This is a genomic window from Perlucidibaca aquatica, from assembly GCF_001676655.1.
Taxonomy (GTDB): Bacteria; Pseudomonadota; Gammaproteobacteria; order Pseudomonadales; family Moraxellaceae; genus Perlucidibaca; species Perlucidibaca aquatica.
In genome coordinates this window covers 133,825-157,241 of record NZ_LZDB01000001.1, presented here as the reverse complement: position 1 = coordinate 157,241, position 23,417 = coordinate 133,825, and the positions used below count along the sequence as shown (strand labels likewise).

23 protein-coding genes and 1 tRNA gene are annotated in these 23,417 nt (G+C 56.6%); 21 read left to right on the top strand and 3 right to left on the bottom strand.

All coding sequences use genetic code 11. From position 1 onward, the window contains the following. Positions 1-7: 7 nt before the first annotated feature. The 10 genes from mutL to A8710_RS00725 all read left to right on the top strand — a co-directional run bounded on the left by mutL (position 8) and on the right by A8710_RS00725 (position 11,118). Positions 8-1,819 carry a DNA mismatch repair endonuclease MutL gene (gene mutL / locus A8710_RS00770; protein ID WP_068857539.1) on the top strand — a complete coding sequence of 604 codons (1,812 nt, stop codon included), beginning with the start codon at positions 8-10 and terminating at the stop codon, positions 1,817-1,819. Continuing rightward, a complete protein-coding gene (miaA, locus tag A8710_RS00765; protein WP_068857538.1) occupies positions 1,819-2,775 on the top strand; it encodes a tRNA (adenosine(37)-N6)-dimethylallyltransferase MiaA in 957 nt (318 codons plus the stop codon). The genes mutL and miaA overlap by 1 nt, the downstream gene beginning before the upstream one ends. A 134-nt stretch (positions 2,776-2,909) precedes the next feature. Then, the gene (gene hfq, locus A8710_RS00760; protein ID WP_264753517.1) at positions 2,910-3,227 is read left to right on the top strand and encodes an RNA chaperone Hfq; all 318 of its coding nucleotides are present in this window, start codon (positions 2,910-2,912) and stop codon (positions 3,225-3,227) included. A gap of 8 nt (positions 3,228-3,235) precedes the next feature. Next, positions 3,236-4,543: a ribosome rescue GTPase HflX gene (gene hflX / locus A8710_RS00755; RefSeq protein WP_068857537.1), complete on the top strand. Its 1,308-nt coding sequence runs from the start codon at positions 3,236-3,238 to the stop codon at positions 4,541-4,543. 13 nt (positions 4,544-4,556) lie between these two features. Then, entirely contained in the window at positions 4,557-5,684 is a 1,128-nt protein-coding gene (gene hflK / locus A8710_RS00750) for an FtsH protease activity modulator HflK (protein WP_068857536.1), read from the top strand. Next, positions 5,684-6,556: a protease modulator HflC gene (gene hflC, locus A8710_RS00745; RefSeq protein ID WP_068857535.1), complete on the top strand. Its 873-nt coding sequence runs from the start codon at positions 5,684-5,686 to the stop codon at positions 6,554-6,556. Before hflK ends, hflC begins: the two co-directional genes overlap by 1 nt. Before the next feature lie 195 nt (positions 6,557-6,751). Then, a complete protein-coding gene (locus A8710_RS00740; protein ID WP_068858103.1) occupies positions 6,752-7,939 on the top strand; it encodes an ATP phosphoribosyltransferase regulatory subunit in 1,188 nt (395 codons plus the stop codon). Positions 7,940-7,963: 24 nt separating this feature from the next. Next, positions 7,964-9,259: an adenylosuccinate synthase gene (locus A8710_RS00735; protein ID WP_068857534.1), complete on the top strand. Its 1,296-nt coding sequence runs from the start codon at positions 7,964-7,966 to the stop codon at positions 9,257-9,259. Positions 9,260-9,286: 27 nt separating this feature from the next. Then, positions 9,287-9,787, top strand: a complete 501-nt coding sequence (locus A8710_RS00730; RefSeq protein ID WP_068857533.1) for a DUF2505 domain-containing protein — start codon at positions 9,287-9,289, stop codon at positions 9,785-9,787. Between the two features lie 107 nt (positions 9,788-9,894). After that, positions 9,895-11,118, top strand: coding sequence for a DUF445 domain-containing protein (locus A8710_RS00725; protein ID WP_068857532.1), 1,224 nt, complete (start codon positions 9,895-9,897; stop codon positions 11,116-11,118). A 56-nt stretch (positions 11,119-11,174) separates the two neighbouring features. Here the strand turns inward: A8710_RS00725 and A8710_RS00720 are convergent. Continuing rightward, positions 11,175-11,261, bottom strand: a tRNA-Leu gene (locus tag A8710_RS00720). A gap of 85 nt (positions 11,262-11,346) precedes the next feature. On the opposite strand from A8710_RS00720, the gene rnr reads away from it, so the two are divergent. From rnr to radA, 9 genes are all read left to right on the top strand, one after another. Continuing rightward, entirely contained in the window at positions 11,347-13,770 is a 2,424-nt protein-coding gene (rnr, locus tag A8710_RS00715; RefSeq protein ID WP_068857531.1) for a ribonuclease R, read from the top strand. A 19-nt stretch (positions 13,771-13,789) separates the two neighbouring features. Beyond that, positions 13,790-14,536, top strand: a complete 747-nt coding sequence (rlmB, locus tag A8710_RS00710) for a 23S rRNA (guanosine(2251)-2'-O)-methyltransferase RlmB (protein ID WP_068857530.1) — start codon at positions 13,790-13,792, stop codon at positions 14,534-14,536. A gap of 511 nt (positions 14,537-15,047) precedes the next feature. Then, positions 15,048-15,434: a 30S ribosomal protein S6 gene (rpsF, locus tag A8710_RS00705; protein ID WP_068857529.1), complete on the top strand. Its 387-nt coding sequence runs from the start codon at positions 15,048-15,050 to the stop codon at positions 15,432-15,434. A 14-nt stretch (positions 15,435-15,448) separates the two neighbouring features. Continuing rightward, entirely contained in the window at positions 15,449-15,751 is a 303-nt protein-coding gene (gene priB, locus A8710_RS00700; RefSeq protein ID WP_068857528.1) for a primosomal replication protein N, read from the top strand. Between the two features lie 12 nt (positions 15,752-15,763). Beyond that, positions 15,764-15,991 carry a 30S ribosomal protein S18 gene (rpsR, locus tag A8710_RS00695; protein ID WP_068857527.1) on the top strand — a complete coding sequence of 76 codons (228 nt, stop codon included), beginning with the start codon at positions 15,764-15,766 and terminating at the stop codon, positions 15,989-15,991. A gap of 14 nt (positions 15,992-16,005) precedes the next feature. Further along, the gene (rplI, locus tag A8710_RS00690; RefSeq protein WP_068857526.1) at positions 16,006-16,452 is read left to right on the top strand and encodes a 50S ribosomal protein L9; all 447 of its coding nucleotides are present in this window, start codon (positions 16,006-16,008) and stop codon (positions 16,450-16,452) included. Positions 16,453-16,570: 118 nt separating this feature from the next. Beyond that, positions 16,571-17,965, top strand: a complete 1,395-nt coding sequence (gene dnaB / locus A8710_RS00685) for a replicative DNA helicase (RefSeq protein ID WP_068857525.1) — start codon at positions 16,571-16,573, stop codon at positions 17,963-17,965. Positions 17,966-18,018: 53 nt separating this feature from the next. After that, positions 18,019-19,131 carry an alanine racemase gene (gene alr / locus A8710_RS00680; RefSeq protein ID WP_068857524.1) on the top strand — a complete coding sequence of 371 codons (1,113 nt, stop codon included), beginning with the start codon at positions 18,019-18,021 and terminating at the stop codon, positions 19,129-19,131. Next, positions 19,124-20,491, top strand: coding sequence for a DNA repair protein RadA (gene radA, locus A8710_RS00675; RefSeq protein WP_068857523.1), 1,368 nt, complete (start codon positions 19,124-19,126; stop codon positions 20,489-20,491). The genes alr and radA overlap by 8 nt, the downstream gene beginning before the upstream one ends. 23 nt (positions 20,492-20,514) lie before the next feature. Here radA and A8710_RS00670 read toward each other — a convergent pair whose 3' ends face one another. Both A8710_RS00670 and A8710_RS00665 read right to left on the bottom strand, forming a co-directional pair. Beyond that, positions 20,515-21,288, bottom strand: coding sequence for a hydroxypyruvate isomerase family protein (locus tag A8710_RS00670; RefSeq protein WP_068857522.1), 774 nt, complete (start codon positions 21,286-21,288; stop codon positions 20,515-20,517). A gap of 5 nt (positions 21,289-21,293) precedes the next feature. Next, positions 21,294-22,181: an NAD(P)-dependent oxidoreductase gene (locus tag A8710_RS00665; protein ID WP_068857521.1), complete on the bottom strand. Its 888-nt coding sequence runs from the start codon at positions 22,179-22,181 to the stop codon at positions 21,294-21,296. A gap of 134 nt (positions 22,182-22,315) precedes the next feature. Between A8710_RS00665 and A8710_RS00660 the strand changes: the two genes are divergently transcribed. Next, complete coding sequence (locus A8710_RS00660; protein ID WP_068857520.1) at positions 22,316-22,570, top strand: acyl-CoA-binding protein; 255 nt, start codon at positions 22,316-22,318, stop codon at positions 22,568-22,570. Positions 22,571-22,649: 79 nt separating this feature from the next. Next, positions 22,650-23,387, top strand: a complete 738-nt coding sequence (gene minC / locus A8710_RS00655; protein WP_227512973.1) for a septum site-determining protein MinC — start codon at positions 22,650-22,652, stop codon at positions 23,385-23,387. Positions 23,388-23,417: the final 30 nt, after the last annotated feature.

Sequence of the window (23,417 nt, the reverse complement as noted above, 5' to 3'; positions counted from 1 at the left end):
TTGCCGCGTGGCCCGAATTCATTTGCTTGATGCCCGCCTGGCTAACCAGATAGCCGCGGGGGAAGTCGTTGAGCGACCCGCCTCGGTAGCGAAAGAGCTGATTGAAAACGCCATTGATGCCGGCGCACGCGCCATTGATGTTCAAGTCGAGCAGGGTGGTATAGCCGGGCTGCGTATTCGCGATGATGGCGACGGCATTGCTAGGGAAGACTTGCCGTTAGCCTTGGCGCGTCATGCCACCAGCAAAATCCATCATTTAGACGATCTAGAAGCCGTGGCCACCTTAGGGTTTCGTGGAGAAGCCTTGGCTTCGATTGCGTCGGTGTCTCGCCTCACACTCACTTCTAGCCAAGTGGAAGAGGGTGTGGGCTGGGCCGTGCGCTCAGAAGGGCGTGATATGTCGGCGGTGGTCGAGCCCTCGCGTCATCCACGCGGAACGACGGTTGATGTGCGCGATTTGTTTTTTAATACGCCCGCCCGCCGGAAGTTTTTGCGCAGTGAAACCACCGAATTCGGTCATTTAGAGGAAACCGTGCGCCGACTGGCCTTGGTGGCGCCGCAGGTCAGTTTTAGCCTGAGTCATAACCAACGCCAGCTCTGGCAGCTCAAGCCCGCACACGATGAGCTGTCCTTAAAGCGACGCTTGAGTCAGGTCTGTGGCCCGGCCTTTGTCGCGGCAGCGCAGCCAGTGTCCATTGAGTCGGCAGGAATTCATTTACACGGATGGATTGCCTTGCCAACGTTCTCGCGTGCACAAGCCGATCTCCAGTATTTTTTTGTCAATGGTCGCCATGTTCGCGATAAAACCGTCTCGCATGCGGTGCGTCAGGCCTATGCGGATGTCTTATTCCATGGGCGTCATCCGGCATTTGTGCTGTATCTTGATATAGATCCGGCGGCGGTCGATGTGAATGTGCATCCGACAAAGCACGAAGTGCGCTTTCGCGAGCAACGCAGTGTTCACGACATTATTTACCGGGGTTTGCATCGTGCGTTGGCGAGTGTGCGCCCGCAGGATGCCGCGCCCGTGCATCATGAGACAGCGGGGGCCTGGCTGGACGCATCGGGTTCGGTGAGCCCAGCGCTGGCAGGCGAGATGCCTCAATATGCCGCGCCCACTCACCAGGCCGGGTTGGACTGGAGTGCCGGCGGGTCAGCGCGAGAAGCCTTTGCAGAATATCTGCGTGTCCCCGCGACCGCGCCAGCGATGGCTATGTCGGATGATCAGGCAGGGCCGCCGCCCTTGGGTTATGCCTTGGGGCAGCTGCATGGCGTCTATATTTTGGCGCAAAATGCCGAGGGGTTGATTCTGGTGGACATGCATGCGGCGCACGAGCGCATCGTTTATGAGCGTTTGAAGCGAGCTCAGGGTGGTGAAGGCATTGTGGCGCAGCCGCTGCTGGTGCCCATTAGTCTGGCGGTTAGCCAGCGTGAAGCCGATCTAGCGGAAACCAGTGAAGCAGCGCTCACGGAAATGGGCATTGCCCTGCAGCGCGTAGGTCCAGAGACCTTGTTAATTCGGGCTGTACCGTCCTTGTTGGCGCAGGCAGGCGCAGAAGCTTTAGTGCGTGATGTGCTGTCGGACCTGCTCACCCATGGTCAAACGCGGCGGGTAGAAGAGCAGCGCAATGAGTTGATGGCCACGATGGCCTGCCACGGTGCCGTTCGTGCCAATCGTCAATTAAGTCTGACCGAAATGAATGCGCTTCTGCGTGATATGGAAGCCACGGAGCGCAGCGGCCAATGCAACCATGGCCGCCCGACGTGGACGCGCCTGACTATGGCGGATCTCGATCGGCTTTTTATGCGGGGTCGCTAATGTCCGCTCTGACACAGGCGCCCGCCACGTTGCCTCCCGCCTTATGTTTGATGGGCCCCACTGCGGCCGGAAAAACTGCCTTAGCCATGGCGTTAGTGGCGCAGGGCGTCGGTGAAATTATCTCGGTGGATTCCGGCATGATTTACCGGGGCATGGATATTGGTACGGCCAAGCCATCAGCGGACGAGCTGGCGTTGGCACCGCATCGCCTCATCGACATTCTAGATCCTGCACAGGCGTATTCGGCCGCCGAGTTTCGTCGCGATGCCTTGCAAGCCATGCACGAAATTACGTCAGCAGGGCGTGTGCCGATTTTAGTGGGCGGCACCATGATGTATTTCAAGGTGCTGCGAGATGGCCTGGCGCAGTTGCCAGAGGCCAATGCCGAATTGCGTGCCGAACTCGATGCTGATGCCGCTCGTGAAGGCTGGCCGGCATTGCATGCGCGCTTGCAGGCCGTGGATCCGGTCGCAGCCGCTCGTATTCCGCCACATGATAGCCAGCGCTTACAGCGCGCCTTGGAGGTCTGGCTGTTGACGGGCAAAACCTTGACTGCCTGGCATGCGGAGCAATCGCCTGTGGAGGCGCTGCCGTGGCAGATGCATTGGTTGGCGATTTCGCCCCCAGACCGAGCGGTATTGCACCAGCGGATTGCGCTGCGCTTCGATCAGATGCTGTCGCAGGGCTTGATTGAGGAAGTGCAAGCATTGCGTCAGCGCGGCGACCTGCATCTAGGCTTGCCGTCGATGCGCTCTGTTGGCTATCGCCAAGTTTGGCAATATTTGGATGGCGAATTTGATGCCAAGGAATTGCGCGAACGCGGTGTGGCCGCTACGCGTCAGCTCGCAAAGCGCCAGCTTACCTGGTTGCGAAGCTTTCCTCATGTCACCTGGTTAGACCCTCAGCGTGACGACTTAGTCGCACATGTCTCTGCACTTCTGTCGGCGTCCGCTTGAAATAAATCGCAACTGCCCCCACAGTGATTATCAAGTTGCCCTGTTTTTGGGGTGGCCATTTCTGCTTTGCAGAGAGCCGGCGCTAGGCTGGTCCATTTGGATCGACTCATTTTGAGTCATTTGAGGAAGTTTTTATGTCTAAGGGACAAACATTGCAGGATCCATTCCTGAACGCACTGCGCAAAGAGCGTATTCCCGTTTCTATTTTCTTGGTTAATGGCATCAAGCTGCAGGGCCAAATTGAGTCTTTCGACCAATACGTGGTGCTGCTGAAAAATACCGTTAGCCAAATGGTCTATAAGCACGCAATTTCTACGGTGGTTCCAGCGCGTAATCCGCGCACCAGCTTGCCAGGTAGCACCGTGCCGATTGGCGGTGCAGTGGCCGGTACGGCCTCCAGCCTTGAAGATTTCGATGACGAGGATGATGAAGATCAGCCAAGCTTCACCTGAGGTCTGGCATGGAGTACTTTGAGCGGCCAGCGGGTGGTGAGCGCGCCATTTTGGTTCATCTTGAGCTAAAGCAGCACGGCCAAGATGAAGACCTGCATGAGTTTGAGCTGCTAGCGGCTTCGGCTGATGTGCAGGTGCTCACTATCGTCACGGGCTCTCGTCAGCGACCCGACGCACGGCTTTATGCCGGCAGCGGCAAGGTCGCTGAAATCGCGGCCTTGGTCGCTGAGCTGAACGCTGAGGTCGTGCTGTTTAATCACGCCTTATCGCCTGCTCAAGAGCGCAATCTGGAAAGTGTCCTGAAGTGCCGTGTGTTGGATCGCACCGGGCTGATTTTGGATATTTTCGCGCAACGTGCGCGTACCCATGAAGGCAAGCTGCAAGTAGAGCTAGCCCAGCTCGATCATTTATCGTCACGATTGGTGCGGGGCTGGACTCACTTGGAGCGTCAAAAGGGCGGCATTGGCTTGCGCGGCCCCGGTGAAACGCAGCTCGAAACGGACCGCCGCCTCCTGCGTATTCGGATTGAAAACCTGAAAGAGCGTTTGGAGAAAGTGCGTCAAACGCGCGCACAAGGGCGAGCGGCTCGGCAAAAAGCAGGCATGCCCACGGTCTCGTTGGTGGGCTACACCAACGCGGGAAAATCAACACTCTTTAACCGATTAGCTGGCGCTGATGTCTACGCAGATGATCGCTTGTTTGCTACTCTCGACCCTACCTTGCGGCGCCTCAACTTAGATGGCATCGGCCCCATGGTGCTGGCCGATACGGTGGGTTTTGTGCGCCATTTGCCGCATCAGTTGGTGGATGCTTTTCGCGCTACGCTAGAAGAAACCGCGCAAGCGGATTTGCTTTTGCATGTCGTCGATGCGGCGAGTGCAGATCGAGATATTCATTTGCGGGCCGTTCAGGCGGTGCTGCAAGAAGTGGGTGCGACAGCGCCGGTATTGTTGGTTTACAACAAAATTGACGCACTGGCCGATCGCGAGCCGAGCATTGATTGCGATGATCAAGGCCGCCCGCAAGCGGTATGGATTTCTGCCCGTGATAACTCAGGCATGAATGAGTTGTTGCTGGCCATGCAGGCGTGCCTGGCAACACCTTGGGAATGGTTGTGGCTTGAGTTGCCGCCCCAGCTTGCGCGTTTGCGCTCTCGGCTATACAGCTTGGGTGTGGTGGAAGAAGAAGTGACAAATGAGGCGGGCGGTTGTCGCCTGCATGTAAGAATTCAAACCCCTGATTTGGCGCAATGGCTAGTGCGCGAAGGGCTTACGCGAGCTGATGTGGTGGTTGATCTCGACCCTGCAGCAGCCTAATGGGAGTTTAGTGATGGCGTGGAATCAACCAGGTTCTGGGCAAAAGCCTGAAGGCGAGAAGCCGGATCCGTGGGGGCGAAAGCCAGCGGCGGGCGGGCCTAAAGGGCCTTCGATGGCCGAAAAGTTGGGCGGCCTGTTTGATGGCTCAGATCCATCCGGTGAAAAACAGCTGTCACGCTTATTGCTGCTCGGTGCCTTTGCGCTTTGGGTGGTGTTTGGCTTCTATCGCGTTGAGCAGGCCGAGCGCGCTGTGCTTTTTCGCTTTGGTGCCTATCAGAGCATCCAAACAGCGGGTTTGCATTGGCATCCGCCTTTAATGGACTCGGTAAAAAAAGTAAATGTTGAGCGTACGGAGCAGATGCCGCTCAATGCCAGCATGATTACCGAAGATGAGAACATTGTTGATATCTCACTGTCGGTTCAATACCGAATTGCTGATGCACGTCTTTATGCCTTGTCGGTTGCTAGCCCAGAGTCCACGTTGGCGCATGCGACCGAATCAGCCCTGCGTCATGTCGTGGGTAATGGCACGATGACGCAGATCCTCAACGAGGGCCGCGCGCGCGTGGCGCAAGATATTCAGCCGCGCCTGCAATCGTATTTAGATCGTTACAAGACCGGCCTAAGCGTGCGTAACGTGAACATTTTGGAAGCATTGCCGCCGAAAGACGTGAAGTCTGCATTTGATGATGTGATTCGCGCCAAGGAAGATAAAGAGCGTCTGAAAAACCAAGCTGAGACCTATGCGAATGGCATCGTGCCGGAAGCGCGAGGTCAGGCAGCGCGCTTGGTGGCCGATGCTACTGGCTACAAGCAAGAAGTGGTTGATCGCGCTCAAGGTGATGCCTCCCGCTTTAGAGGCTTGCTGGCAGAGTACCGCTTGAATCCGGGGGTCATGCGCTCGCGTATGTACCTCGACATGATGAATGACGTCATGAGCAAAACCAGCAAAGTGGTGGTTGAGCCCAAGGGTGCGGCCCCGTTGCTCTATTTGCCGATGGATAAACTGGGCTTGCCTGCGGTCACGGTGCCTGCGGCGCCTGCACCCGCAGCAGGAGCGGGTCCTATCATTGAGCCGGCAGCGACTTCAGCAGCTCGGGATTTCGTTCGTAGTGGCCGGAACTTGGAAGGAGCACGCTAATGGGCTCGCGTAATGTATCGGCGTTGACCGTCGTTCTTTTTATCCTGTTTATTGTGAACAGTGCTTTCTTCACGGTCAGTGCTACTGAGCGTGCGGTGATGTTGCGTTTTGGTGAGGTTGTGGAGGCTGATCTAAAGCCCGGTCTGCACTTTAAGATCCCGATGGTGCATGAGGTGCGTCGTTTTGATGCGCGTCTGCAGGTTAGTGATGCTGAGCGCACCGAATTCTTGACCAAAGAAAGCAAGTTTTTGATTATCGATGCCTACGTAATGTGGCGTGTGGATGATGTGAAGCGCTTCTTTACGGCCACGGGCGGTGATTTCAAGCAGGCTGAGTCTCGCCTCTTGCCCCTGGTTCGTGATGGTCTGAAAAATCGCGTGTCTGAACGCACCGTTAAAGAGGTGGTTTCAGGTCAGCGTGAGCAGCTCATGATTGATCTAACCAAGGCGGCTAACGCAGTGGCTAGCCGTGAATTCGGTATTCAGGTCGTTGATGTTCGCGTCAAACGCGTTGATTTCCCGAATTCCACGCTGGAGTCGATCTATAACCGTATGCGTACCGAGCGTGAGCGTGAGGCGCGTGAGCATCGTTCGCAAGGTACGGAAATGTCGGATCGCATTAAGTCGGAGGCGGAACGTCAGCAGCGGGTGATTCTGGCGGAAGCCTATCGCCAAGCAGAAACCCTGCGCGGTGAGGGTGATGCGCTGGCAGCATCTATCTCACGCAAAGCGTTCGGGCAAGATGCTGAGTTTTATAGGTTCTACCGTTCTATGCAGGTCTATCGCAACACCTTCAATAAGCCCAGTGATGTTATGGTCTTGAAGGGGGATAGTGAGTTCCTCCGCTATATGCAGCGCTCGGGTAAGCAGTGACCACCAAGACCGTCAGCCGTGAAGGGCTGGCGGTCTTGGGCAATACGCTAAATCCTGTGTTAAACTGCGCCGAACCGAGTATTGACTCGGTTTTTTTGTGGCCTGCCATCCATGGCGGCCACCCTCCGGGCCGTCGCTAGCGCGACGTCAAAACTGTCTCCCGGATATTTTTTGTGGCTGAATTTGCGAGAAATCATGGTCAAACCGGTCGATGCCTGGTTGCTGCCCGATGGGGTGGCGGATGTGCTACCTGCTGAGGCAGCTCGTCTGGAGTCGTTGCGACGCCGTTTGCTGGATCGATTCTCCAGTTGGGGTTACGCACTCGTTTTTCCGCCATTAATGGAATATCTGGATTCTCTACTGACCGGCTCCGGCAGTGATCTGGATGATCTGACCTTCAAAATTACGGATCAACTCAGTGGTCGCATGATGGGTGTACGCGCCGACATGACGACGCAAGTTGCTCGCTTAGACGCGCACTGTTTGCCGGTGCAAGGCCCGGCACGCTACTGCTACGCCGGCACTATTTTGCAAGCACGCCCCACGGGTCTGTCTGCGTCGCGCTGCCCTGTGCAGATTGGCGCCGAGCTCTATGGTCACGCGGGTGTAGAAAGTGACATTGAAGTCATCAGACTCATGCTCGACGGGCTGCTGCTAGCGGGCGCCAAAAACATCACCTTGGATCTAGGGCACGTTGGTATCTTCCGTACCTTTGTGCAGGCTGCGTCGGTGTCTTCGTTAGCGGAGTGCCAGCTTCAAGCCATTCTTTCGCGTAAGTCACTGCCTGAATGGCGCGAGCAACTGGCGGCACTGGTTCCGCAGACAGATATTGCTCAGGCGTTAATGCCACTGCCGAGCTTGTCGGGCGATGTTTCGGTGTTGTCGCGTGCCGCGCGTGCGTGGCCGAGCGCACCCCAGGCGGTCGCCGATGCGCTGGCCGATATGCAAGCCGTGGTTTCGGCGCTGCACCTGTCACACCCGCAAGTGAATATTTATGTGGATCTTGGTGAATTGCGTGGCTACCACTATCACACCGGATTAGTGTTTGCAGCCTATGTCGCTGGACAGCGTAGCGAAGTCGCCAAAGGAGGCCGTTACGACCATGTCGGCGAAGCCTTCGGTCGCGCCCGCCCCGCCACGGGATTTAGTGCTGACCTTAAGCAGTGGCTGGATTTTGATCATCAGCCGGCCGTAGCGCGCGGCATCTTGGCACCTGCTGGCGAGGCTGCCGCACTATTACAAGCAATTACCGATGCGCGAGCCGATGGTCAGCGTGTTGTGCAGCAACTTCCGGGTGCGCCGGTGTCGGCGGCGGAAGTGGGTTGTGATCGAGAATTTCTTTTTGAAGATGGGCGCTGGCAAGTGCGCACTATCGTTTCCTGAATCCTGCAAATTAGAGACTGAGTCATGGGCAAGCATGTAGTGGTTTTGGGTACCCAATGGGGTGATGAAGGCAAAGGCAAGATCGTTGATTTATTAACCGATAACGCCCAGGCCGTAGTGCGCTTTCAGGGTGGCCACAACGCCGGCCATACACTCGTTGTAGATGGTGAAAAGACTGTTCTGCACCTCATTCCATCGGGCATTTTGCGTGCTGGGGTTCAGTGTTTAATTGGGAATGGTGTGGTCTTGGCTCCCGATGCACTGCTGAAAGAAATGGCTTACTTAGAAGCCAAAGGCGTGCCAGTTCGTGAGCGCCTTAAGGTGTCTGCTGCCTGCCCATTGATTCTGCCCTACCACGTAGCCCTGGATAAGGCGCGTGAAGCCGCTCGCGGTAAATCAGCTATTGGCACTACCGGTCGTGGCATCGGGCCTGCCTATGAAGACAAGGTGGCGCGTCGCGGTTTGCGTCTGGCGGACTTGTATCGTCGTGAAACCTTGGCGGCCAAGCTCGGCGAAATCATTGCCTACCATAACTTCCAGTTGGTGAATTACTACAAGGTCGACCCGATCGACTTCCAAGAAGTGCTAGATCTGGCGCTGGCTTGGGGCGAACAGCTGCGTGACCTCGTGGCCGATGTGCCAGGCATTTTGCATGACTTCCGTCGTGCCGGTGCGCGCATCATGTTTGAAGGCGCACAAGGATCGTTGTTGGACATCGACCACGGCACCTACCCGTATGTGACGTCATCGAATACCACGGCTGGTGGCACATCTACCGGCTCCGGCTTTGGCCCGCTCTACCTCGACTATGTGCTGGGTATTACCAAGGCTTACACCACGCGTGTCGGTGGCGGTCCTTTCCCCACCGAACTGTTTGATGAAACCGGTGCACATCTGGCCAAAGTGGGTCATGAGTTTGGCTCTACAACGGGTCGTGCGCGTCGCTGCGGTTGGTTTGATTCCGTGGTGCTGCGTCGTGCCGTTGAGCTCAATTCCATCTCTGGCATTTGCTTAACCAAGCTCGATGTACTGGATGGCCTGGCCTCAGTGAAAATTTGCACCGGTTATGAGTCACGTGAGCCCGGCTGCATTGAAGGCATGATGTCCGATGCCGTGGCCTACGAATCGGTCGTGCCCGTCTACGAAGAACTGCCGGGTTGGACAGAGTCCACCGTGGGCGTGCAATCGCTAGATAAACTGCCGGAAAATGCGCGCGCCTACATCAAGCGTATTGAAGAGCTGGTCGGTTGCCCGATTGATATCATTTCGACCGGTCCTGACCGCGAAGAAACGATTGTGTTGCGCCATCCTTTCCAATAAAAACACCTATCAAGGCGGGGCAAGAGCATGAAGTTTGAAACAACGTTAACGTGGGATGCCCCGCTGTCTCGTGTTCTGGTCATGCTGACCTCGCCTGAATATGTGGTGCGTAAAGCTGAGTTGGCGAATCACGATAGCTTTGCTGTCGTGGCGCAATCCGATGATGGGCGTTTTTTCTCCATCACCTCGCATATCCAAGGCAAGCCCAGCATCAAGCTGCCCGCTATCGCGCAGAAGTTTGTCAAATCCGATCAGAAGATTGAGATTGATCAAACAGACCGCTGGGATCGGGAGACGGCTACCGGTGCGTTGCTGATTGTGAATCAGTCGGTAAAGGCGGTGAGTATTTCGGCCACAATGCAGTTGCGCGAGCAAGACGGCATCACCACGAATACGCTGAGCTGGGATGTTAGCTGTGACATCCCGTTGATCGGGGGTAAGCTGGCCGCTTTGCTGGCAGAAGATATTCAACAGAAAGCGGCACTAAACGCAGATGTCAGTCGTCAGATTTTGTCTAAATTTTATTAATTCATGTGGGTGGGGCTAGGTCATTAGCCGAGAAGTCGGCATGATTAGCGCAAAGGAAGCGCAGCTTCCACAAAAATAATAAGCTCGATTACTCAAGGATTGGTGTCATGTTTGAACATTTCATTGCTGAATTCAAAGCGGATATGTGGCTCTACATATCCATTCCCTTTATTAGCGGCATTATTGGCTATGTCACCAAGGTGGTGGCGATTCAAATGATGTTCTCGCCCATGGAGTTCGTGGGCATTAAACCGTTTCTAGGCTGGCAGGGGATTGTTCCGCGCAAAGCGGAAAAGATGGCCATGATTTCTGTGGATCTCATGACCTCCAAGCTGATTAAACCTTCCGAGATTTTTGCGCGCTTAGACCCGCAACGCATCGCCAAAGAAATAGAAGTGCCCATGATGGCCGCCGCAGAAGATATTGTTCGCGATGTCGCGCAGCAGTATCAGCCCGGTCTATGGGAGGGCATGCCAGAGTTTGCTCGCCAGAAAATCATTAATCGCGTGAAGGCGGAGTCGCCGGCGGTGGTCGCGGCCATCATGCAGGAAGTGAAGAACAATACAGACAAGTACTTTGACATCAAGCATATGGTGCTGACCAACTTGATGAAAGATAAGGCCTTGTTGAATGACATCTTTAAGAAGGTGGGTAAGCAAGAGTTCCGCTTTTTCAGTAATGCCGGCTTCTATTTTGGCTTCGGCATTGGTTTGATTCAGATGGTTTGCTGGCTGGTGTTCAAGCAGCCGTGGATGCTGCCGGCCTTTGGCGGCTTTGTTGGCTTCTTTAGCGACTGGATCGCTTTGCAGATGATGTTCCGTCCGCAACTCCCAACAAAATTCATGGGCATAACGTTCCAAGGCCTATTCCTGAGGCGCCAAAAAGAAGTGGCTGCAGATTACGCGGCACTGATTTCAAAGCAGTTGCTGACGCCCGCCAACATGATGGAAGAGCTATTCCGTGGTGCTTTCTCGGATCGCATCATGGAGTTGGTGCACAAGAACGTGAAGCGCTTGGTTGACGAGCAGGCCGGTGTGGCGCGCCCACTGGTGGTCTATGCCGTGGGCAGCCAGCGTTATATTGAAATGAAGAATGTGGTGGCTGAACGTATCCTGCAGAAAATGCCGGAAACCATGAAATATGTTGAGGCCTATGCTGAAGACGCAATGGATGTTCGCAACACACTGGTTAACCGTATGCAGGATCTTACGCCGCAAGAGTTTGAAGGCATGCTGCGCCCAGCGTTCAAGGAAGACGAGTGGTCGCTGATTGCAGTGGGTGCGATTTTGGGCTTCTTAGTGGGCGAGATGCAGATTCAGTTCATGCTGTAAGCATGTTCGTGCTGCAGAAAAGCAAAAAGGCCGATCAATGATCGGCCTTTTTAATTTGGTGCCCAGAAGAGGACTTGAACCTCCACCCCCTTGCGAGGACCAGCACCTGAAGCTGGCGTGTCTACCAATTTCACCATCTGGGCAGATGAGGCCGCGAAATATAGAGAGGCGAAACGAGGCTGTCAACCATCTTCCGTGTAGAATGAGGAAAATTTAACGAGATGGCGCATGAGTCGCAACAGCATACCCCCTATTCAAGATCCGCACGCCCAGCGTGAGGCAGAAAAGTACGAAAATCCGGTGCCCAGCCGAGAGATGATCCTGGCCACGCTCGATGAGCTGGCCAAGCCCCTGACCCATCCGCAACTTGCCCATCACTACGGCATTTTTGAGCCCGAGCGGGAAGAGGCGCTGCGCCGACGTTTGATCGCCATGAGTCGCGACGGCCAACTGCGCTCTGATCGACGCGGAGCCTACACGCCGTTGCATGATGATGAGCTGATTCGTGGGCGAGTACAGGGCCATAAAGATGGCTTCGGCTTTCTCACGCCAGACGAGGGCGGCCAGGATTTGATCCTGCCTTCGCGTCAGATGCGCTTGTTGTTTGATGGCGATATTGCCTGCGTGCGCGTCGCGGGATACGACCACAAGGGGCGTCGTGAAGCCATTGTGATGCGCGTTGAAGAGCGTCGTTATAAATACTTAGTGGGGCGTTATCGCGAAGAAGACGGCGTGGCCTATGTCATGCCGGATAACCCGCGCATTACTCAAGAAATTCTGGTGGTTGATGGCGGCGTGCCTGCCGAACCGGATCAGTTTGTCAGCATTGAACTAGTGGATTACCCCAGCCATCGCGGCCTCGCGACAGGCCGGATCGTTGAAGTGTTGGGCGACTTTATGGCGCCGGGCATGGAAATTGACATCGCGCTGCGTAACTACGATATCCCCCACGCGTGGCCTTCGGACGTTGAGAGTGAAGTCGCGACGCTTTCACCTGAAGTGGACGAAGACGCCAAAATCGAGCCAGGCCGTGTTGATTTGCGTGACCTGCCGCTGATGACGATTGATGGCGAAGATGCCAAAGACTTCGACGATGCCGTCTATGCCGAAAAGCGTAAAGGCGGCGGCTACCGCCTGGTCGTAGCAATTGCCGACGTGTCGCACTATGTGCGCCCCGGCACGGCGCTGGATGACGAAGCCAAGGCGCGCGGTAACTCCGTGTACTTCCCCGGCTTTGTCGTGCCCATGTTGCCGGAAATTCTGTCGAACGGCCTGTGCTCGCTGAATCCGCATGTGGATCGCTTGTGCATGGTCTGCGACATGACCATCTCAGCCGCTGGGCGTATGACCAGCAGCAAATTTTACCCAGCGGTGATGCATTCGCAGGCACGCACCACGTACACCCAGGTCAGCCAGTTCCTAGAGACGCCCAGCAGCCGTGAAGCGGACGCATTGCGTAAGCGTTGGCCTGAGTCGGTGCAATCCTCGCTGCACACGCTATACGATCTCTTTAAGCTGTTCCGCACCGTGCGCGAAACGCGTGGTGCCCTGGACTTTGACAGTGGCGAAACCCGCATTCTGTTTGGTGCAGACCGCAAGATCGAACGCATCATTCCTGTGGTGCGTAACCAAGCGCACATGCTGATTGAAGAAATGATGTTGGCGGCTAACGTGGCCTCGGCGTCCTATGTGCTGAAAGCTAAAATGCCTGCGTTGTTCCGTAACCACGAAGGTCCGAAGAACGAAAAGCTGAACAAGCTGCGTGGCTTCCTGCAGGCGCTGGGTCTCCGTTTTACGGCGACAGCCCAGCCTAAGCCCGCTGACTTCTTGGCCGTGATCCAGCAGATTCAGGATCGCCCAGACAAGCACATCATTGAAACGATGTTGCTGCGCTCCTTGTCACAGGCGGTGTACTCGCCAGACAACATTGGCCACTTCGGCTTGGCTTACGAGGCGTATTCGCACTTCACCTCGCCGATTCGTCGCTACCCCGATTTGCTGTTACACCGTGCCATTCGCAACATTCTGGCAGGTGATCACGAGACCACGCCGATGCAGCGCGTGAGTCGTGCCATTAAGGGTGCGCTGGGCGCAAAGGTTGAGCCGCTGCCGGGTCAGGTTCAGATGGTATCGCTCGGCGAACACTGCTCCATGACGGAGCGTCGTGCTGATGAAGCCACGCGCGATGTGATGGCCTGGCTCAAGTGTGAGTACATGCAAGATCGCGTCGGCGAAGAGTTCGACGGCGTGATTTCCGCCGTGACCTCGTTTGGTTTCTTTGTTGAGCTGAAAGAAGTCTATGTGGAAGGCTTGGTGCACATCAGCCAGTTGCGTGACGACTACTACAGCTATGACGCCACCTTCCATCGCCTGCAGGGCGAGCGCACACAGCGCCGCTTTGGTATTGGCGAACCGGTACGAATTAAAGTTGCAGCGGTCAATCTCGACGAGCGCAAGATGGACTTCGAGCTGCTCTCTGGCGGCGGCACCGGCAAGCGTTCGCTGCGCGAGCGTTTAAAAGAAGGTGAGATTCCCGGTGTGAGTGAAGGTCGTGCCCGTAAGGCCGCCCGCACGGGTGCAGCTCCTGCTAGCGATGCCTCGGGCGGTAAGCCCGCCGGCAAGCGCACGCAGCCCCGTACCCGCAAGCGCTGATTGCCAAGGAACTGTTTAAATGTCGAAGATGTCGTGGATATACGGTCTGCACACCGTGGAAGCGTTGCTCAACACGGAGCCTGAACGCGTCCTTGAGCTGCAAGCAATGGACACGCGCGAAGATGCGCGTCTGAATCCGTTGGTTAAGCAGGCGCGCCAACTCGGCCTGCCGGTCAGCTTCCGGGATCGCAACGCGCTCGATCAACTCGCTGAAGGTGGTCGCCATCAGGGTATTGTGGCGCGCATTCGTGAGCGTCAGGCGGGCGATGACAATGACCTGCAGGAGCTGCTCGATGGCCTGAGCGTGCCGCCGTTGCTGCTGATTCTCGATGCAGTCACTGACCCGCACAATCTCGGCGCCTGCCTGCGCACGGCTGAAGCGGCCGGCGTGCATGCTGTTGTTTGTCCGCGCGATAAGGCTGTCGGCCTGACGCCGGTCGTGCGCAAAGTCGCCTGTGGCGCCGCCGAACTGATCCCGTTCATGCAGATCACCAACCTGGCGCGCACTATCAAGCAATTGCAGGAGCGTGGTGTCTGGGTCGTCGGCACCAGTCTCGGCGACGGCGCCAAGCCGTTCTACGATGTCAATCTGAAAGGCCCGCTGGCGATTGTCATGGGTGCGGAAGGTACTGGTCTGCGGCGTCTCACGGCTGAGCTTTGCGATCATCTTGCTTATATACCGATGGCGGGGCAGATCGAAAGCCTCAATGTTAGCGTGGCTACTGGGGTGGCTCTTTTCGAGGCTGTTCGGCAGCGCTCCCGTTAAGACGCTATTGCTGCGGGATGAATACCACTGTGAAACCCGCCGCGAGTACATCCCTGTAGGCTCTCACGCGCCATCCATGGCGCGTGACGGTTTCTCAGTGGTATTCATCCCGCAGCAACCGCTCTTGCAGTGCGCGCCGTACTCGACCTCAAGGCTCGTGCTAGGTTGGTGGTTTCGGCGCTCCGTTGGTGGGCACGAATTTCCACGAGTGGTTGGGTTGGGAGCATGCTGTTGGTGGTGGGAGTTAAGCAGGGTGGCCGCCGTCACGCGCCATGGATCGCGCGTGAGAGCCTACATGGATGTACTAGCGGCGTGCGGCAGCCCTGCTTAACTCCCACCACCAGCTGACCCGCTTGAAAAACCACCAAATTCCTGTATAGTCGCGCGTCCTCCGCATGGTCTTCACCGACTGTCCGGGGTCGCGAGCGCCTAATTCTGAAGAACAAAGCCTCGTACTCCTTGCTCCGCCGCTGTCCGGCGGGGCTGTTCAATCCGTAAGGAGCACAATCCGATGCGTCATTATGAAGTCGTGTTCCTGGTGCACCCCGATCAAAGCGAGCAAGTTCCCGCGATGGTCGAGCGTTACACCGGGATGGTAAAAGATTCGGGCGGTTCCGTTCACCGCTACGAAGATTGGGGCCGCCGCCAGTTGGCTTACCCAATCAACAAAGTTCACAAGGCTCACTACATCCTGCTCAACATTGAATGCGCTGATAGCGTTCGTGCTGAACTGGAAGAAGCGTTCCGTTATAACGATGCCGTGATCCGCAGCCTGATCATCCGTCGTGACGAAGCCATTACCGAAGAATCCATCCTGGCCAAGGGCGCTGAAGAAAAACGCGCTCGTAAGGCGGCTCGCGCCGACGAAGGTCAGGAGTATTCGGCTTCCGCTGAATAACTCAGATCGTTAGCGTGGAGCAAAACACGCTGCAGATCACTGGGATACTGGAAAAGCAGTATCCGCCCCGGGTCAGTCCCGCCGGCGTCGCGCATCAGGATTTTCTGTTGCAGCACCGGTCCCGGCAACGGGAAGCTGGCTCGGCACGCGAGGCTCGCCTCGTGCTCACGGTACATTGTGCCGGTGAGTTAGTGCAGCAGTTGCAAGCTTTGCAGCTGGGTGATCGGGTAGTGGTGACGGGATTTCTGGCGTTGGCTAGTTATCGCGACACCGAAAAAGTGGTTTTGCACGCGCAAACGTTAGACAGACAAGATTAAGGAGAGGAAACCATGGCGCGTTTCTATCGTCGTCGTAAGTTCTGCCGTTTCACGGCTGAAAAGGTCACCTACATCGACTACAAAGATGTTGAGACCCTGAAGCAATTCATCACCGAGAACGGCAAGATCGTCCCGAGCCGTATTACCGGTACCAAGGCACGCTACCAGCGTCAGCTGACCCTCGCTATTAAGCAGGCCCGCTACCTGGCAATCATGCCGTATACCGATAACCACATTTAAGGTTGGGGTGCGTGATGCAAGTTATTCTGTTAGAAAAAATCAAAGGCCTCGGCGCTCTCGGCACCAAGGTTGACGTGAAGCCAGGCTACGGCCGCAACTTCCTGATCCCACAGGGCAAAGCACTGCCAGCTACGGCTCGCAACTTGGCCGATTTCGAAGTGCGTCGTGCTGAGCTGGAGCGTCAGGAAGCTGCTGTTCTGGCGGCTGCTGAAGCCCGCGCTGCTGCATTGGCTGAACTGAGCCTGACCATCGCCTCCAAGGCCGGTGACGAAGGTAAGCTGTTCGGTTCGATCGGCAACCGTGACATCGCTGAAGCGGCTACCGCTGCTGGCGTTGCTGTGGACAAGAGCGAAGTTCGTCTGCCGACGGGCCCGCTGCGTCACACCGGCGAGTACGACATTGCTGTTCAGGTTCATAGCGACCTGTTGGCATCGGTTAAGGTGGTTATCGTTGCTGAGTAAGCAATGTTGACCCGCTGATGTCGTATCAGTAAAAAACAGGGCGCTTGGGGCAACTCAAGCGCCCTGTTTGTTTTGGGCTTTTGCGCTAAGCTTGCAGCCTTGTTGGAAGAGAATATCTATGTCGCAATCTACCTCTGTCGCCTCGGAAAACACGCTGGCGAACCTGAAATTGCCACCGCATTCGCTGGAGGCTGAACAGGCCGTGCTCGGTGGCCTGATGCTGGACGACCAAGCCTGGGACAGGGTTTCAGATCGCGTCAAAGAGGAAGACTTCTACCGGCGTGATCATCGCCTGATATTTCAAGCCATCGCTCTCTTGGCAAACGCGGGCGATCCGCGTGATGCCCTAACAGTGTCGGAAACGCTGACCCGTCTCGGGGAATTGGACAATGCCGGTGGCTTGGCCTACCTCGGTGAGCTAGTGCGTAACACCTCATCGGCCACGAATATTGCTGCCTATGGCGACATCGTGCGTGAACGCTCGGTGCTGCGTCAGCTCATTCGCATCAGCAATGAGGTGTCAGACACCGCGTTTCAGCCGCAGGGCGCTACCGCACAAGACATTCTCGATCAGGCTGAGCGCAAGATTTTTGCGATTGCCGAGCAGCAGCAAAAAGGTGGCGGGCCACAAGCTCTGCGACCTCTGCTGCAAAAGGCTTTGGATCGAATTGATAAGCTCTTTCAGTCCACTGAATCCATTACCGGCCTGAGTACCGGATTTGCCGATCTCGATGACCGAACCTCGGGCCTGCAGGGTGGCGACTTGGTGATTGTGGCGGCACGTCCGTCCATGGGTAAAACCACGTTTGCCATGAACCTCGTTGAAAATGCCATGTTGCGCTCGGGCAAGCCGGTGCTGGTGTTCTCCATGGAAATGCCCGCCGAGCAGTTGGTCATGCGTATGTTGTCGTCGCTGGGGCGTATTGATCAGGGTCGTGTGCGTTCGGGCAAGCTCGAAGAGGAAGATTGGCCGCGCCTCACCTCAACCATGACCATGCTGTCGGAGCAGAAGTTATTGATTGATGATTCGGCGTCGTTAAGCCCTAACGATGTTCGTACGCGTGCTCGCCGCGTGGCACGTGAGCAGGGCGGCTTAGGTCTGATCATGGTCGACTACTTGCAGCTCATGCGGGTGCCTGGCCTGGAAAGCAACCGCGTGAACGAAATTTCGGAAATCTCGCGCTCGCTGAAGGCGCTGGCGAAAGAAATGGAATGCCCGGTGATTGCGCTATCGCAGCTCAACCGCTCGCTGGAGCAACGACCGAATAAGCGCCCGGTGATGTCGGACTTGCGTGAATCTGGCGCTATCGAACAGGACGCGGACGTGATCATGTTTATCTATCGCGATGAGGTCTATAACCCCGAATCACCAGACAAGGGCACGGCCGAAATCATTATTGGTAAGCAGCGTAACGGCCCGATTGGTGCGTTGCGCTTGGCCTTCCACGGTAAGTACACCCGATTCGAGGATCTGGCGCCCGAGCACTATCGCAACATGGAAAGTGACTACTAATACGAATACCGTGCGTAATTCGAACATCGAACGACTGGAGCGCGAGACAACGCATGCGTGATACCTGGCTGACGCTGAACCCTCATGCGCTGACGCAAAATCTCGCGGTGTTGCGTGCGCATCATCCGCAATCCAAGCTGCTGGCCATGGTTAAAGCCGATGCCTACGGGCACGGTGTGGCGCAGGTGGCGCCGCTATTAGCAACGCAGGTCGATGCATTTGGTGTGGCATTTCTCGAAGAAGCCTTGGCGCTAAGAGCACAAGGCATCAACACGCCTATTGCCGTGCTGGAAGGTGTGTTCACTGCCGCTGAATTGGCTGCAGCACGCACAGCACAGCTGTCCTTGGCCGTGCACAGCCCGGAGCAAGTGGCGCTCTTGCAGGCTGCGCCAGCAGGTGAGCCGCTAACCGTGTGGCTCAAACTCAACACTGGCATGAATCGTCTTGGCTTTCGTCCAGCTGACGCGCTCAAGGTCTGGCATCAGCTGCACCGACTGCCTCTGGTGAACTCGATTCATGTCATGACGCACTTTGCCCGAGCCGATGAATTGACCTGCCCGCAGACCGAGTTGCAGTGGGGTCGTTTTTGCGCGGTACGCGATGCCATTGCGCTGGCGCAGCGTGAGCCGGTCATTACCAGCGTTGCCAACTCGGCCGCTATTTTGGCGTGGCCACAAACGCAAACCGAGTGGATGCGTCCCGGTATTGCCCTGTACGGCAGCTCCCCATTTGCCGATCAATGCGCTGAACATTTTGGCTTACAAGCTGTCATGACCCTGCACTCGCGAATTATTGCTGTGCATGAGTTGAGTGCGGGCGATGAGGTGGGTTATGGCGCAACCTGGGTGGCTGACGCCGCCACGCGTATAGCCGTGGTCGCCATTGGCTATGGCGATGGCTATCCCCGCCATGCGCGTAATGGCACGCCGGTGTTGGTGAATGGCCACCGCTGTGCGCTGGTCGGTCGAGTGTCTATGGATATGATTACGGTGGATCTTGGCGCAGTGGCGGCAAAACCCAGCGACGAGGTCGTGCTATGGGGCGAGGGCTTGCCTGCTGATGAAGTCGCGCAAGCCGCCGGCACCATCAGCTATGAGCTATTTTGCCGACTAACGCCCCGCGTGCGTCGCGTGCCACCGAGCCTGTCGAGTCCGTCTCATGTCTAAGCTACGCAGTGTCTATGTCTGTGCCGACTGTGGCAGTGAGGCGAGCAAGTGGTCGGGCCAATGCGGTGACTGCGGCGCTTGGAACACGATGGCTGAGATGCAGCGAGAGCCTGCAGTGACGGGCAAGGGCGCGCGCGCTAGACCCGGAGGTTATGCGGGTCAGGCTGCAACGGTCACGGCGCTGCGCGATGTGCAAATTGATGCTCAAGAGCGGCGCACCCAAACGGGCTTGTCTGAGCTAGATCGCGTGTTGGGTGGCGGGCTGGTGGATGGCTCGGTAGTGCTCATTGGCGGCGATCCTGGCATTGGTAAATCGACCATTCTGCTGCAAACGCTGACGCATCTGGCGGCGACACAGACGGCACTTTATGTGACGGGCGAGGAATCGTTGGCGCAGGTGGCCCTGCGAGCACGCCGCTTGGAATTGCCGGTGGAGCATCTGCGCTTGATGGCGGAAACCAGCGTGGAGCGCATTCTGGCGACGGCACAAATCGAACAGCCAAAAATCATGGTGATTGATTCGATTCAGACCCTGTATACCGAAGCCTTGAATTCAGCGCCGGGTGGTGTGTCGCAGATTCGGGAGTCCGCAGCGCTGCTTACCCGTTATGCCAAACAAAGCGGTTGCGCCTTGTTTCTCGTGGGGCATGTCACTAAAGATGGCACGCTGGCTGGCCCGCGCGTGCTTGAGCACATGGTGGATTGCGTCTTGTATTTTGAGGGCGAAGCCGACTCCCGCTTCCGCCTAATTCGTGCCGCGAAGAATCGTTTTGGCGCGGTCAATGAGCTGGGCGTGTTCGCCATGACCGACCGTGGATTGCGCGAGGTGTCGAACCCGTCAGCGATTTTCTTGTCACGCTACGATCAGCCCATTCCTGGCTCGGTGGTTATGGTCACGCGTGAAGGCACGCGACCCTTGCTGGTGGAAGTGCAGGCCTTGGTGGACGATGCATTCAGCAACCCGCGCCGCGTGGCTGTGGGTTTGGATCAGAATCGTCTAGCCATGCTGCTGGCGGTTTTGCATCGTCATGGCGGCATCGCCAGTGTTGGACAGGATGTGTTTGTGAACGTGGTGGGTGGCGTGAAAGTGCTGGAGACCGGTTCTGATTTGGCTGTGGTCTTGGCCGTCACATCGAGCCTGCGCGGTCAGCCGTTGGATAGCGACCTCGTGGTCTTTGGCGAGATCGGCTTGAGCGGTGAAATCCGCCCCGTGCCCAATGGTCAAGAGCGTCTGCGTGAAGCCGCCAAGCATGGCTTTAAGCGTGCCATCGTGCCTCGCGGCAACGTGCCCAAGCAGGGTATCGATGGTATGCAAGTGATCGGCGTGGGGCGTCTGGCCGAGGCCATCGAAGCGCTTTAGCCGATGCGCTTTAACTCAGCGTCTTAACGGGGAAGCCAGCCCAAACTGGCTTCCGTGCCTGCGGGTCCCGGTCGATACTCCGCCCCACACCAGCCCGCATAGGGCAGCTCGTCAATCACCGCGAATACAGATTTGAAGTCGATGGTGCCGGTGCCGGGCGCGCCGCGACCCGGATTATCGGCGAATTGAATATGGCCAATTAGCGGCCAGTTCTCGACTAAGCTGCTGATTAAGTCCTCGCCCATGCGTGCTAAGTGATAGCAATCAAATTGCATCTTCAGGGTGGGGTGATCGGCAGCCTCCAAAATCTCCTGCATCTGCGCGATGTTATGGATGAGGAAGCGAGGCATATCGTCTGTGTTAATGGCCTCCAGCGTGGTGGTGACGCCCACGCTGTGAAAGGCTTCGGCGGCATAGCGAGCATTTGCGGTGAGGGTATGCAGGCAGTGCAGCAAATCGCCTTCTTCGGGCAGGCGTCCTGCCAACACATTGACGCAGCGCACGCCCAGCTCTTCGGCATAAGGCAATGCCTGAAGCACGGCGCGGCGGAACTCCTGCTCGCGCCCCGGTACGCTGGCAATGCCATCGCCGCCCTGCATTAAGTTGCCTGCCGGTATATTGATCAGCACCAGCTCCAGATCATGCGCATCCAATTCGGTGCGGATGGCTTTCGGGCTGAGCTCATAGGGGAATTGAACTTCAACCGCCTCAAAGCCTGCGGCCTTGGCTGCCGCAAAGCGCTCAATCAGTGGGTATTCCGTAAAGAGCAGCGACAGGTTGGCACAATAGCGAAGCATAGAAATTAGTCCTGTTCTGCAGCAGATGGGCGGGCATGTAAGAGCACCGTCGAGCTCAGGTCGTCACGCGTGAAACCGTGGTCGGCATGCCGCTGCATAAGTGTATGCGCTGCCGTGGCAAGAGGCAGTGGGCTGTCTACGGTTTGACCAAGTGAAACCGCATTGCCCAAGTCTTTGAGCAAAGTTTGTACTTTCCATTGCACGGGCTCAAAACGCCGCTCCGCCATGCGTGGCGCCAAAATTTGGAAAGGTAGGGAGTCGGCAAAGCCGCCGGCTAAGGCGGGGGCGAGCAGACGGGCATCGACTCCCGCCTGCTCTGCCAAAGCCACCGTTTCGGCAATGAGCAAGCTGTTGGCCGCCACAATCAACTGATTGCAAATTTTCGTGACTTGGCCGGCGCCCACATCGCCCATACGGGTAATGCGCTGTGCGTAGTGTGAAAGCACGGGAGTCACACGGGATATGGCGTCGGCATCGCCGCCGGCCATGATGACCAAACGCCCTTGCTCCGCACCCACCACGCCGCCGGATACCGGCGCATCGACCCACGTTGCGCTACATTGCTTATGCAGTTCAGCGGCTAATTGTCGCGTTAGTTCGGCGGTGATGGAGGAGTGGTCAACCACAATCAGTCCGGCATGCGCCCCAGCTAAGATGCCGTGTTTAGCATGCATAACATCGGCGACAGCCGCTGAGTCTGAAACACAGAGTAAGAGCACATCAACATGGGCTGCCATGGCTGCGGGAGAGTCGGCGGGTATGGCACCAGCAGCTATCAATGCATCGATTTTGCCTGCGCTCCGGTTCCATACCTGCAGCGAGATGCCAGCATTTAGCAGCCGATGGCACAGCGGTAAGCCCATTAGCCCAATGCCGATAAATCCCACACGCATATGTATTTCCTGGTCATATAAAGCGCACATTGTGCCTTGAACGTTTCGTCACCAAAAGTGTTCAGAACGCTGGGGTTTTTAGCTCGGCGCTGTTACTGTCTAGCGGCATAAAAACAATTAGGAGGAGCTCAGCCATGAGCGCTTTTGAACAAGCTCAACGCGATGTGAAAACCCTGACACAGCGCCCATCCAACGAAGACATGCTGTCTTTGTATGCCCACTTCAAACAAGCCAGTGCCGGTGATGTTTCCGGCAGCCGTCCTGGCATGTTCGATATGATTAATCGCGCGAAATATGATGCATGGGCCGCGTTAAAGGGCATGAGTAAGGCTGCGGCCGAACAAGCCTACATTGATAAAGTGAACGGCCTGCTTAAAACGCACGCTTAATGCCGCGTTTGCTGTGAAAAAACGAGACGGTGCTTGCGTGTCAGCGCCGCCTCGTTTCCAATACGCGCAATTATTCTAGATGACCGCTGTTATGGTTAACCCGTCTTCTGCCTTGCACGATGCCAGCCCTGCGTTTCAGCTAAAGGGCGGCTCTTTCACAGGCACAGTGCTTGAATTGCACAGTACTGACCTTGAGCAGGTCGCCGCACAACTAAAGGCACGTCTTAACGATGCGGCTGCTTGGCTGCAGGAAGCGCCTGTAATTTTAAATGTTGAAAAGGTGGCGAATGCCCCTGTGGATTGGCCCACCTTAGTGACACTGCTACGTGCCCATTCGGTCAGTCTGGTTGCTATTCGCGCCCCACAATCTTTGCACGCCAGCTTAGCGGTGCTCGACGTGCCGGTATTGCAAGGCCTTAAGCGTAAGGGTGCTGAAGTTGAAGTCGCCGCGCCTGCGGTGACAGTTGCCGCTGTTGCGCCAGCCCCTCGAGCGGCTACCCGCATCGTGACGCAACCGGTGCGTGGCGGTCAGCAGATTTATGCCGAAGGGGATTTAATCGTGTTGGCCCCGGTGAGTGCCGGCGCTGAAGTATTAGCGGATGGCAATATCCATATCTATGCACCGCTGCGTGGCCGTGCGCTGGCGGGTGTTCAAGGCAATAGCGAAGCGCGAATTTTTTGCCAATCACTGGAAGCGGAACTGGTTTCCGTGGCGGGGCGTTACCGCGTCGCAGAAGACCTGAGGAAGACGCCGCAGTGGGGTAAGGCGATTCAAGTGCTGCTCGATCAAGATCAGTTGAACCTGCTGGATCTTTAAACAATACTGGCGCGAATTTTGTATTCGCTG